Origin of the sequence: Bacteroides sp. AF29-11, from assembly GCF_003602895.1 — a bacterium.
GTDB classification, from domain to species: domain Bacteria; phylum Bacteroidota; class Bacteroidia; order Bacteroidales; family Bacteroidaceae; genus Bacteroides; species Bacteroides uniformis.
The window spans coordinates 176,980-189,458 of record NZ_QTLY01000010.1; the positions used below are offsets into that span (position 1 = coordinate 176,980).

The 12,479-nt window shown below is 47.4% G+C and carries 14 protein-coding genes; 2 read left to right on the plus strand and 12 right to left on the minus strand.

The window, feature by feature from the left end:
• The first annotated feature begins 46 nt into the window (after positions 1-46).
• Positions 47-907, plus strand: coding sequence for a hypothetical protein (locus DWZ03_RS17500; RefSeq protein ID WP_117600791.1), 861 nt, complete (start codon positions 47-49; stop codon positions 905-907).
• A 4-nt stretch (positions 908-911) separates the two neighbouring features.
• On the opposite strand, the gene DWZ03_RS17505 is transcribed toward DWZ03_RS17500, so the two are convergent.
• The 5 genes from DWZ03_RS17505 to DWZ03_RS17525 all read right to left on the minus strand — a co-directional run bounded on the left by DWZ03_RS17505 (position 912) and on the right by DWZ03_RS17525 (position 4,878).
• A complete protein-coding gene (locus tag DWZ03_RS17505; protein ID WP_117600790.1) occupies positions 912-1,967 on the minus strand; it encodes a Gfo/Idh/MocA family oxidoreductase in 1,056 nt (351 codons plus the stop codon).
• Between the two features lie 22 nt (positions 1,968-1,989).
• A complete protein-coding gene (locus tag DWZ03_RS17510) occupies positions 1,990-3,006 on the minus strand; it encodes a metallophosphoesterase family protein (RefSeq protein ID WP_120130466.1) in 1,017 nt (338 codons plus the stop codon).
• 44 nt (positions 3,007-3,050) lie between these two features.
• A complete protein-coding gene (ispF, locus tag DWZ03_RS17515; protein ID WP_035450125.1) occupies positions 3,051-3,530 on the minus strand; it encodes a 2-C-methyl-D-erythritol 2,4-cyclodiphosphate synthase in 480 nt (159 codons plus the stop codon).
• A 74-nt stretch (positions 3,531-3,604) separates the two neighbouring features.
• Positions 3,605-4,222, minus strand: coding sequence for a fumarylacetoacetate hydrolase family protein (locus DWZ03_RS17520; RefSeq protein ID WP_009037830.1), 618 nt, complete (start codon positions 4,220-4,222; stop codon positions 3,605-3,607).
• Positions 4,222-4,878: a redox-sensing transcriptional repressor Rex gene (locus tag DWZ03_RS17525; protein ID WP_016274430.1), complete on the minus strand. Its 657-nt coding sequence runs from the start codon at positions 4,876-4,878 to the stop codon at positions 4,222-4,224. The genes DWZ03_RS17520 and DWZ03_RS17525 overlap by 1 nt, the downstream gene beginning before the upstream one ends.
• A 150-nt stretch (positions 4,879-5,028) precedes the next feature.
• On the opposite strand from DWZ03_RS17525, the gene DWZ03_RS17530 reads away from it, so the two are divergent.
• Positions 5,029-5,376, plus strand: coding sequence for a translation initiation factor (locus DWZ03_RS17530; protein ID WP_005833443.1), 348 nt, complete (start codon positions 5,029-5,031; stop codon positions 5,374-5,376).
• 107 nt (positions 5,377-5,483) lie between these two features.
• On the opposite strand, the gene tsf is transcribed toward DWZ03_RS17530, so the two are convergent.
• From tsf to DWZ03_RS17565, 7 genes are all read right to left on the minus strand, one after another.
• Positions 5,484-6,476, minus strand: coding sequence for a translation elongation factor Ts (tsf, locus tag DWZ03_RS17535; protein ID WP_005829605.1), 993 nt, complete (start codon positions 6,474-6,476; stop codon positions 5,484-5,486).
• A gap of 122 nt (positions 6,477-6,598) precedes the next feature.
• A complete protein-coding gene (gene rpsB, locus DWZ03_RS17540; protein WP_005829604.1) occupies positions 6,599-7,432 on the minus strand; it encodes a 30S ribosomal protein S2 in 834 nt (277 codons plus the stop codon).
• 172 nt (positions 7,433-7,604) lie between these two features.
• Complete coding sequence (gene rpsI / locus DWZ03_RS17545; protein WP_005829603.1) at positions 7,605-7,991, minus strand: 30S ribosomal protein S9; 387 nt, start codon at positions 7,989-7,991, stop codon at positions 7,605-7,607.
• Between the two features lie 6 nt (positions 7,992-7,997).
• Positions 7,998-8,459, minus strand: coding sequence for a 50S ribosomal protein L13 (rplM, locus tag DWZ03_RS17550; protein WP_117600785.1), 462 nt, complete (start codon positions 8,457-8,459; stop codon positions 7,998-8,000).
• A 338-nt stretch (positions 8,460-8,797) separates the two neighbouring features.
• Positions 8,798-9,289: a DUF4488 domain-containing protein gene (locus DWZ03_RS17555; RefSeq protein WP_005829599.1), complete on the minus strand. Its 492-nt coding sequence runs from the start codon at positions 9,287-9,289 to the stop codon at positions 8,798-8,800.
• 151 nt (positions 9,290-9,440) lie between these two features.
• Complete coding sequence (asnS, locus tag DWZ03_RS17560) at positions 9,441-10,844, minus strand: asparagine--tRNA ligase (protein ID WP_117965166.1); 1,404 nt, start codon at positions 10,842-10,844, stop codon at positions 9,441-9,443.
• 27 nt (positions 10,845-10,871) lie between these two features.
• Positions 10,872-12,356, minus strand: a complete 1,485-nt coding sequence (locus DWZ03_RS17565) for a pseudouridine synthase (RefSeq protein WP_120130467.1) — start codon at positions 12,354-12,356, stop codon at positions 10,872-10,874.
• Positions 12,357-12,479: the final 123 nt, after the last annotated feature.

The following is a 12,479-nucleotide window of genomic DNA, read 5'->3' on the forward strand; positions in this document are numbered from 1 at the left end:
TTCTTTCATTCCAAAAATGTATATTTGGAATAAATTATTCCGAGCTATGGCAAATCCAATCATACCCGGTATACCGCAGACTGAACAAGACTTATTGTATAGTAAACTGAATGCATACAATCAAGGGAGAGCCTCTTATAAGGAAGTAGGCGCCTATCTTATCGTACTGCCCCGGCCGGAGCATCTCCAATATACTTTGTGGATTTACTCTCCACTGCCCGGGAGACAGTCCATCTTCTACATTTGCGACCTTTCCACCGACATTCACGAAACGCTGCGGATGGCAAGCACGCTATGCTTCTACTCACCGCGCAGCCTGTTGCTTGTGGAGTACAATGCCAAAAGAATGCAGAGCAAAGGGGACGACATTATCTCCATAGGCAAATACCACGGGCATTTCCTGCACGAAATTCTCCGTATAGACCCTGCCTATCTTACGTGGATAGCCTTCAAATTCCAGCCACGCATCCCCAAGCAGGAACGTTTCGTACAGATTGCCAAGATTTACCATTCAGTCCATCTCGACATACAACGAAGAAAAACGTACCAAACCACCGGTGGACGTTTTCTGGGGAAGGAAGGGGAAAAAGTGGAGAACCTGACACTGACCGTACTCAGCGTGCGACTGGAAGACAACCCCTACAAGACGCAGCTCAAAGGAACCACTCCTTATTTCTACGTACGCCAAGTGTTGAAACTGAAAGACTCCGTCGGCAACTTCGTCAGCATCCGGATGAACGCACGCACGGCAAGCCGGAAATCATGCCAACTGCCTGCCGTGGAACATGCCTACCAAGTAGGGGAAATCATGGAAATAGCATCGGCACGCATAGCACGTACCTATATGATAGGAAGCACCAAATATACCCGGCTGACACATGTGAAGTTACACGTCCCTACCGGGTAAAGGATCAGATACGAACCACACACTGCATACGGCTGCTTTCCCAGGCTGCTTCTATCAAGCGGATGACTCCGACCACCTCCCGGGCATCGCTCTGCAAAGGTTTGCCGTGGTGGATATGCCGATAGATATTCTCATAAAAAGCTGCATAATCACCGGGAAGACTTGGATAAGGTTCATGCACGATTCTACCGTCCTTTTCCGTATAAAGCAGTCCCCAAGAGGATTTGTCCTCCTCGCCCCAGTGCGGAGTGCCGGGCAATACGCCCTCGGTCAAGGCAGCTTCCTGCGGGTCGAAACCATATTTTACGTAAGAACCTTCCCTGCCGTGGAGGACGAAACGGGGTTCGCTCGCACACATCAGATAGCTGGATTTCAGCGTTATCTTCACTTCGGGCGCCTTTGAGGGACGTAACAAATGGATGATGAAATAGTCGTCTACCTTGCTGTCCTTGCGCAACGTGGCAATATCTGCAAAGACGGCTTCGGGCATACCGAACAGCTGCACAGCCTGGTCTATGACGTGAGCACCCAGGTTATAGGTCAAGCCGCCGCCATCTTGTCCGGTTTCCTTCCAAGTATTCGGCTTGATAAAATTACGATAACGGGGAAAGGTAGATTCAAACTCCACCAGATGTCCCAGCAAGCCTTTGGATAGTATTTGCTTAACTGTCAGGAAATCGCAGTCCCACCGGCGGTTCTGGTAAACGCTCAAGGTCAGCCCCCGGCTTGCGGCAAATGCCACAAGTTCCTCAGCTTCTGCCACAGTGGTGGTGAAAGGCTTCTCCACAACCACATGCTTACCTGCTTCGAGGGCGCGGCGGGCATACTCATAATGAGTGCTGTCCGGTGTGTTGATGACAACCAAATCCAACCCTTCCACTCCGATAAGTTCCTCAAAACTCCGCACAATACAAGCGTCGGGATACTTCTCCCGGGAGAGTTCCTTACTGCGCTCCATGACGGCAGTCAATTCAAAATGAGGATTGGTGGAGATGAAGGGAGCATGAAAAACACGTCCCGACATTCCGTAAGCGGCTAATCCGGTTCTTATCTTGTCCATATCGTTCTTTTTAAGTTCACCCTTATTCCGTCACCAACGGACGCTTACGCCAATCGTCCTTCATATAGCTGTCGGGGTAGACCGTCTTATCAATAATTTCGCCACCTTTCAGACGAATCCAGGTGGTGAAAGTACGGGCACCTTCCTTCATCAAAATGACACGTGCACCGTTGGACAAATGGTTGTACTCGGTATTGCCACCGGTGAAACGGCCATAAGCCAGCAGGATACCTTTCCACATTACGGCATAATCGTTGTCATGATCGTGCCCGACAAACATCCCCATCACATCACCGGCCTCTTTCATGGCAGTGAACATGCCCGTATTCAGTTCCGGAGCACAAGCCTTTTCCATGCGGGTACCTATCAGTATGGCGTTCTCGTCGGAAGCGGCTTCGTTATATTCCGGCAGAGGAATATGGAAGAATGCCAGTGCAGGCAAAGGTTGCCCACCGTTCTTTGCCTTATAAGCGGCACTCTGCTGACGGTACCAGTTCACCTGGTCAAAAGTAAGCCAGTCATATCCCTTTACATCGGGCAGTTTGGAGTAGGAATGGGAATCCAGGCAGTAAAGCAGGGCTGCATCCTTCTTGCCGTCCGAGGATTTCAATGTGAGGACATAGTCGGGAGATTCTACTCCACCACGGTCTGGCTGGATATTGAAAGGCATGGAACGGATAACATCATAAAGTTCGGCACGTGTTTTTCCCTGCTCGTTGTCGTGGTTACCAAAAGTTACAACAAAAGGAATCTTACGGTCCGTAGCATAGGAAAGCACCTTGCGCATGGCCGTATCGGCAGGTGCGGCATAGACCACATCGCCGGTAAAGACTACTAAATCGGGGCGCTCAGCATCGAGCACCTCGCCAATACGCTTCAAAGCAATGTCTGAAGCCGGATTACCATACTTAAAGTGGATGTCTGTAAACTGGACGATTTTAAACTCTCCATTCTTGTTGAACTGTAAAGGCGATACTTGTGCCGGGCAGAACAAGGAGGATAAAAATGCCAGACAAAAGGTTAAGGAGATTTTCTTCATATAAGTGGATGATTAAAATTAGTCGGTATCATTTCAGCATAGTATTATTCTTTCACTATCAGCACAGTGGCATAGGCAGATATACCTTCTTCTCTGCCCGTAAAGCCGAGTTTCTCCGTGGTAGTGGCCTTGATGGAGATGTCGTCCTCGTCTATGCCCATCACAGTGGCAAGCGTGCGCTGCATTTCGGGAATATGTGCTTTCAGCTTAGGACGTTCGGCACAGACGGTGGCATCAATGTTGCTCACCGAATAACCTTTGGTAGCTATCAGTTCTATTGTTTTTTTCAGCAGAATCTTGCTGTCTATGTTCTTGAACTCACCGGCAGTATCGGGAAAATGATAGCCGATGTCGCGCATATTCGCCGCACCCAGCAATGCGTCACAGATAGTATGAATGAGCACATCCGCATCCGAATGCCCCAACAATCCCTTTTCATGTCCCAAGCGAATGCCGCCTAGCCAAAGCTCGCGTCCTGCCACCAGCTGGTGGACGTCAAAGCCGAAACCTACACGTATCTTCATATCATTACTTCTTTAAGTTGATACGAAAGTACGGAAAAAAAGCGAGGTAACAAGAAAAAACAAGACGAAGATAATCAGCGGATATGGAAGTCGAGCACTTTCTCCTCTCCAAGATAGCCCTGCAAGTGCTGTCCGATGCTGACAGGGCCTACTCCCACAGGTGTACCCGTAAACAGCAAATCACCGATTTTCAAGGTCATGAAGCGGCTGACATAAGCAATGATTTCATCTACCCGGAACAGCATGTCCGCTGTATGACCGCGTTGCACCTCCTTATCATCAATCGTCAGATGGAAGTCCAGATTTTGCACGTCTCCACCCGCCTGCTCCAACGGGATGAAGGTGCCGATGGCTGCCGAATTGTCGAAACCTTTGCAGAGTTCCCACGGATTACCGGCTTCACGGAACTTACGTTGCAGGTCACGCGCAGTGAAATCAATGCCTACCGTCACTGCATCATAATAGCGGTGCGCAAAGCGGGGTGCAATGTTCTTGCCCAGCCGACAGATACGCACAACTACTTCCGTCTCATAATGCACCTCGTTGGAAAAGTCGGGGATAAAGAAAGGTTTGCCATCTTTCAGTATAGCCGAATCGGGTTTCAAGAAAATAACCGGTTCCTTATTCTCGTGTGTATGTCCCAGCTCCTTGTTGTGCAGAGCATAGTTCATTCCTACAGCAATAATCTTCATTACTTGATCTCATTAAAGTTCAGTCTGTTAAACATCACGGCCAGATGGGCATAAAGGGAAGTGTTCTGCACGACAATGTTCTCGGGAACACGGATACGGAACGGGGTGAAGTTCCATACGGCCTTGATACCGCCCTCTACCATGGAATCCGTTATCTGCTGGGCTATTTCGATAGGTACCGTCAGCACGCCTATATTGACATCGTACTCCTGCATCTTCTGCTTGAACTTGTCCGAGTGATAGATGGGGATGCCGCTCAGTGTCGTACCCACCAGTTCGGGCTTCACATCGAAAGCAGCTACTATCTCCAAACCGAAATGGCTCAGACCCGAGTCGCGCAGCAAGGCACCTCCCAAGCTTCCGACACCGAACAGAAAGGCTTTGTGTATATTGGTAAATCCCAGGAAATCCTCCAGCACAGCTATCAGTGTGTCCACCTCATAGCCTACACGCGTACGTCCCGAGATATTGACATACGAAAGGTCTTTGGCAATTTGTGAAGCATCAATATTGATTTCCTTGGAAATCTGGGTGGATGATACGAATCGTTCCCCCTTTTGTTTCAGCAACTTTACATTGGAAAGGTACCACGGAAGCCGGCGCAAGGTAGGTTCCGGCACCTTCATGGTTTCTTTTTTCTGTAACGGACTGCTCATAGTTTCTTATTTAAGTTCTCAATATTGCGATTGGCAAAAGTAGTGCTTTTTTTCTAATCAGTAACACGGATGCAACAAAAGCTTAACATAATTTCTAATTGCATAATTCCACATAATATCGTACTTTTGGGAAGTTTAAAAGAAAGAAGTATGAAGAATAATGATTGGAAAGAACGGTTGAATATAGTCTATTCCACCAACCCGGACTACAACTATGAGATGAATGACGATGAGGAGCAAGCTACCCTCCCCCCTGCACAACAACGCCTGCGTGTACAGCTGGACCGCAAGAACCGGGGTGGCAAAGTCGTCACTCTTGTCACCGGTTTCGTGGGCACCGACAATAATCTGAAAGAACTGGGCAAATTGCTGAAAAGTAAATGTGGAGTAGGCGGAAGTGCCAAAGATGGAGAAATCATCGTGCAAGGCGACTTCAAACAACGTGTCATCGACCTCCTGAAGGCAGAAGGATACACGCAAACCAAGCCCGTGGGATAAACGCATCATCCGTCTCACTGCAACTGTAGAGGCATAAAAAAGTGACCGTTTAGGAATTCAACTCCATATACGGCCACTTCTTTTTATAGAATCGTTTCTAAGCGGAATTATTCAGCGCGCAAAGTAAAACGTTTGAAGTCAACAACCTTCAATTCAGGATCAGCTTCTTTCAAGACTTCTCTAACTGTCTTCTTGCCGTCCATGATGTCTTCCTGGTTCAGCAAGCAAACTTCTTTCAAGAACTTGCCAAGACGGCCCTTAGCAATATTCTGAATCATTTGTTCAGGCAGATGTGCAGCTTTCTCGGCAGAAACAGTAGCAATGATTTCCTTTGCCTTTGCCACGTCTTCAGCAGTAATCCAACCTTTGGCCATGTTGCTTTCCATGTGGTCTTCGCTGTCCACGTGAGCCGGGTTGATACCAGCCTTCTTCAAAGCGGCCTCAACAGCCTTCTGTACCTGTTCAGCTTTTGTCTTCTCGATAGCAACATCTATTTCCTTCTGCTTGATTTCTTCAGATACGCCATCTTCGTCTACTGCAATCGGGTTCATGGCAGCAATCTGCATGGCAATCTGCTTAGCCAGTCCTTCTTCAACAGCCTTGTTGAAAGCAACAATAGTGCAGAGGCCATTTCTGTTCATGTGGTTATAAACCACAGTGCTTGCACCTTCTACAGTCATGTAACCATCCAACTCCATCTTCTCGCCAGTGATACCGCTACGGTCTGTTACAGCATCCTGTACAGTACCGTTGCCCATCGGCAGAGCTTTTACTTCGTCCAGAGTCTTGCACTTGTTAGCTACGGCAAGGTCCAGAATGTCCTGAGTCAATTTCACGAAATCAGCATTCTGAGCCACGAAGTCAGTTTCGCACTTCAGAGCGATGATAACGGCAAAGTCACCCGTAGTCTTAGCCAGCACACAGCCTTCAGAAGCCTCGCGATCTGAACGCTTAGCTGCAACAGCTTGTCCCTTCTTACGGATAATTTCCATTGCCTTGTCGAAATCGCCTTCAGCTTCAGTCAAAGCATTTTTGCAATCCATCATACCAGCACCGGTCATCTTGCGGAGCTTGGTTATATCAGCCATACTTACAGCCATAATATCTTTTTATTTTAATTGTTAATAATATCCTTATAAAGTAATTGAGAGTTGAGAATAGAGAATTGAGAATTGCCGTAAAGTAACTCTCAACTTTCAATTCTCAACTCTCAACAGTATGATTAAGCCTCTTCTTCCTTCATGAAAGCAGCAGCCTTAGCGGCATTGATTGCTTCCTCGTCGGACTTGTCGAGTCTTGCTTTTGTAGCTTTCTTCTTACCTTTGTTGGCAGGAGCTTCACCGGCAGCTTCCATGTCTACCTTTTCGGCCTTACGTTCTTCCAGACCTTCCTGCATAGCAGCGCAGCAAGCATCAAGAATAACTTCTACTGACTTAGTAGCGTCATCATTTGCCGGGATTACGAAATCGATATTCGTAGGATCGGAGTTTGTATCAACGATACCGAATACGGGAATCCCCAGACGGTTAGCTTCACGAACTGCGATGTTTTCCTTCATTACGTCGATAACGAACAGAGCAGACGGCAGACGAGTCAGGTCAGCGATAGAGCCCAAAGTCTTGTCCAACTTTGCACGTTGACGTGAAATCTGAAGAATTTCTCTCTTGGAGAGGTTTGAATAGGTACCGTCGCTTGTCAACTTGTCGATGGTAGCCATCTTCTTGACAGCCTTACGGATAGTCGGGAAGTTAGTCAACATACCACCCGGCCAACGCTCGATTACATAAGGCATATTTACAGATGCAGCCTTATCGGCAACCACCTGCTTAGCTTGTTTTTTAGTAGCAACAAACAGGACTTTCTTTCCTGATTTAGCGATTTGCTTCAAAGCTTCAGCAGCTTCGTCAATTTTAGCAACCGTCTTGTTGAGGTCAATGATGTGAATACCATTGCGCTCCATGAAGATGTAAGGAGCCATTGCAGGGTTCCACTTTCTTTTCAAGTGACCGAAGTGGCAACCGGCTTCTAATAATGTATCAAAATTTGTTCTAGACATTTTCTTTTAAATTAATCGTTTACTTTCTTTTTTGTTTCTTCTAAACCAACCGCCGGGTAGTCTGAATCTGAAGAGTCCCGGTAGTTTAGATACTAAACGCTTTTTCAGTTGAGAGTTGAGAGGTGAAAGTCGAGAATTAAGCAACTTGTCCGCCCCAACCGTTCTCCAACTCTTAACGTTTACTGAACTGGAATCTACGACGTGCTTTCGGTTGTCCCGGTTTCTTACGTTCAACAGAACGAGGATCACGAGTCATGAAACCTTCAGAACGGAGAGCAGCCTTGTCCTCAGCATTGATTTTCACCAGTGCGCGGGCAATTGCCAAACGCAAAGCCTGAGACTGTCCAGTGAAACCACCACCGCAGAGGTTCACTTTGATATCGTACTTTTCAGCAACACCCAGCTTGTTCAACGGCTGTTTAACTACATACTGAAGAATGCTTGATGGAAAGTACTCTGCGAGGTCTCTCTTATTAATAGTAATCTTTCCGGTACCTTCGCTTACGAAAATACGTGCAATTGCACTTTTACGTCTGCCTAATGCATTTACTACTTCCATTATCTCTTATTTAAGTATGTTAATATCAATCATTTTCGGGTTCTGAGCATCGTGTTTGTGCTCGCTACCGGCATATACATACATATTGCCCAGCAATTTTGCGCCCAACTTGTTCTTAGGCAACATACCCTTTACTACTTTTCTCAGTAACTTGTCATCACCGTTCGGTTTTGCCTGCAAACGGGCAGGAGTGATTTCTCTCTGGCCGCCGGGATAACCTGTATATGACAGATATACCTTGTCATTCCACTTGTTACCGGTTAATTTTACTTTGTCGGCGTTGATAATGATTACATTATCGCCACAATCTACGTGAGGGGTAAAGTTAGGTTTATACTTTCCTCTCAACAGTTTCGCAACTTTTGCGCCCAGACGGCCCAATACCTGGTCTGTAGCGTCAACAATGACCCATTCTTTAGTCACTGTAGCTTTGTTTGCAGAAATGGTCTTGTAACTTAAAGTATCCACTCTTAATTGTTTTTTAAAATGTTACTACTAAAATGTTTTTCTTCACCGCAAGCCAGTCATCCCGGACAATGGAAGATTAACTCGCTATGAATTAAATGCTTATCCTTTCGAGATAATAATCGGCTTGCAAAGGTACGGTTTTTCTTAGAACTGGCAAAAGTTTTCCACTTTTTTTTAGAGAGCCACTTGGCTGATATACAACAGACAAAGTTATCCTGCGGAGAAACGAAAGAATCTCCGCTAGAACAACTCTTTATGATGCGGCCTTCATCGGCCAATGCCGTCATAGAAGACCTTCAAAGCTGCATTGAGAAAGAAACGGGAAAGAGAAAGAAATATCAACGGACAAGGTCCTCGGGGAATTTCGCGGGCATGCCCACCCGCTTCCATGTTTCATGGAACCATGTATTCAGTTCATTCCCATTCAAGTCCTTAGCTATAAAATACTTCAGGTACATTACCCCGTCGTCCCCTATTTCAAACTCCAATATATTGTCTTTGTGGTCCAACATGGGCAGATGGATGTTTTTCTCAATACTTTCCTTATAGGAATTATCCGTCAGCTGCTGATAAGTCCCATACCCCGTGATGATGGCATCCTTGCCAGGAATCATTGTAAAGTTGACAATGCGGCCGTCATCACTCAGCACTTTAAAGGTATTACTCGGTTTCAATATCCCGGGAACATCCGGGATTTCGGACACATAATGACATAACTGCCAAATTCCTGCCAGTTCCGCAGGCCTAAACTCTGCGCTCTCCTGCGCATTGGCTCCCGCTACCGCAAGCAGCACCGCTGCCAGCATGGTAAAGAAATAGTTCCGTTTCATATTCGTATGATGTTGGTTAACGTTATGTCGTTCCGCTAGACACAAATATAAAGATTTATTTTGAGATTATAACATTTTTGGGTATAAAAAAACCGCACAAACAACAGAATGTTTGTGCGGATGATTTTATCCAGTTTGTATATTCCGAAACTTAGAACTCGGCGTTGCGCGGCGTACGCGGAAACGGTATGACATCACGGATATTCGTCATGCCCGTAACGAACAGCAGCAAGCGCTCAAAGCCTAAACCGAACCCGGAGTGGGGACATGTACCGAACTTACGGGTATCGAGATACCACCACATATCCTTCATCGGGATGTGAAGTTCGTCAATGCGCGTCATCAGCTTGTTGTAATCCGATTCACGTTCGGAACCGCCAATGATTTCTCCAATCTTCGGGAAGAGTACATCCATGGCACGCACGGTCTTGCCGTCTTCGTTCTGCTTCATATAGAACGCTTTGATTTCCTTCGGATAGTCAGTCAGGATAACCGGACGCTTGAAGTGGTCTTCCACCAGATAGCGCTCGTGTTCGGAAGCCAAGTCAACTCCCCAGTACACCGGGAATTCAAACTTATGCCCTTTGGCAACAGCCTCTTCCAATATCTTGATACCTTCCGTATAAGGCAGGCGCACGAAGCTTTCTTTCAAGACACCTTGCAGACGTTCAATCAAGCCCTTATCAAACATGTCATTGAGGAACTTCACATCGTCGGCACAGTTGTCCAAAGCCCACTGTACACAATATTTGATGAAATCTTCCGCCAGGTCCATATTGTCCGTAATATCATTGAACGCCACTTCCGGCTCAATCATCCAGAACTCTGCCAAGTGGCGGGGAGTATTGGAATTCTCGGCACGGAACGTAGGACCGAATGTATAGATGGCTCCCAATGCAGTAGCGGCAAGTTCGCCTTCCAACTGTCCGGAAACAGTCAGGCTGGCCTGCTTTCCGAAGAAGTCATCATCGTAAATAATGGAACCGTTCTCATCTTTCTTCAAGTCGTAAAGGTTCTTCGTAGTCACCTGGAACATCTGGCCTGCGCCTTCGCAGTCGGAAGCCGTGATAATCGGAGTATGAAAATAGAAGAATCCTCTGTCATGGAAGAACTTGTGGATGGCAATCGCCATATTATGACGAATACGGAACACAGCCCCGAACGTATTGGTACGGGGACGCAGATGGGCTATCTCACGGAGGAACTCCATGGAATGACCTTTCTTCTGCAACGGATACGTGTTATCGCAAGCTCCCAGCACTTCGATTTCGCGGGCCTGCACTTCGGCCTTCTGACCGGAACCGACAGATTCCGTCAGCACCCCGTTTACACTCAAACAAGCACCGGTAGTTATCTCTTTCAGCATCTCCTCATCGAAGTTACCCAAGTCTACTACAATCTGCACATTATTTATTGTAGAACCGTCATTCAGCGCGATAAAGTTTACTTGCTTACTACCTCTGCGGGTACGAACCCAGCCCTTCACGTTGACCATAGCGCCAAAATCTTCACGCTTCAGCAGGTCAACCACCTTTGTTCTACTAATCTTTTCCATAAAACAGTTATTATACCTTATTATATATTACTCGAAAGAACCCATGCGCAGGAAGTTCACCTCTTGTTCCGTGAGGTAACGCCATTCGCCGCGGCGCAGGCCTTTCTTGGTTAAACCGGCAAAATACACACGGTCCAGTTTCATCACCTTGTATCCCAGCGATTCGAAGATACGACGCACGATACGATTCTTGCCGGAGTGGATTTCAATACCGACATCATCTTTCTTGAAGTCATCCGTATAGCTGATGGCATCTGCATGGATTTCCCCATCATCCAGTTGAATGCCGGCTGCAATCTGCTCCATATCGGCTTTTGTCAGGCTCTTGTCCAAATGCACATGATATATCTTCTTCTTCAGATACTTGGGATGCGTCAGCTTGGAAGCCAGGTCACCATCATTTGTCAGCAGCAACACACCTGTAGTATTACGGTCCAGACGACCTACCGGATAAATACGTTCGTTGCAAGCGCCTTTCACCAAATCCATCACCGTGCGACGTGCCTGGGGATCATCCGAAGTAGTCACTGTATCTTTCGGCTTGTTCAGCAGGACGTAAATCTTACGTTCGATGCTGACCGTCTGGTCGTGGAACTTCACTTCATCGCCACGCTTAATCTTGGTTCCCAATTCCGTTACCACCTCTCCGTTTACAGAAACGACTCCAGCAGTGATGAATTCATCAGCCTCGCGACGGGAGCAAACACCGGCATTGGCCAGGAATTTGTTCAGGCGGATAGGCTCGTTCGGGTCCACAAACTGCTCCTTATATTCTATCTGTTTCTTCTTGCTGTACTTAGCATTGGGGTCATAATCGGCCGAACGACGGACTGGACGGCTATAGCTGTCTCTGTTGCCGTATCCGCCAGGTCTTCCACCACCCGAATTGAAGCGTGGACGATAAGGACGGTCACCACCCTCATTATTGTAGCGAGGACGCTGCGGACGGTCGCCATCTTCGCTGTTGTAGCGCGGACGATAGGGACGGTCCGTATTATAAGAACGGTCGCTGTTGTAGGAGCGGTCGCCGTTATAAGGACGTTGCGGACGGTCACCACCCTCATTGCCATAACGCGGGCGCTGCGGACGGTCACTATTATAAGGGCGTTGCGGACGGTCGCCACCTTCGCTGTTATAGCGCGGACGGTAAGGACGGTCACCCGAATTGTTTCCATAAGGGCGTTGCGGACGGTCGCCGCCTTCGCTGTTATAGCGCGGACGATAGGGACGGTCGCCATTATCGTTATTGTAACGAGGACGCTGCGGACGGTCACCATTGTCCGCACCAGGATTAAAGCGCGGGCGATAAGGGCGGTCACTGTTATAAGGACGCTGCGGGCGGTCCCCGTTTTCACTGTTAAATCTGGGGCGATAAGGACGGTCGCCATTATCACGGTTGTAAGACGGACGGCTGTAGCCACCTTCCTTGTTAAATTGGTTACCATCGCGGCCGGCACCTGAGTTCTCCTCTGCGGAAGAAGCATCACGCCAAGTTTCGTTTTCTGTACTCATTGTTTTTTATTCGAATAAAATTAAACCTTGGCCTCACGGCCATTCATTGTCTCTATTATACCTTGAATTTTATATGTTTCTATAACAATTGCCGGAGTAAAAAGTTGAAATTCCTCCGGTACA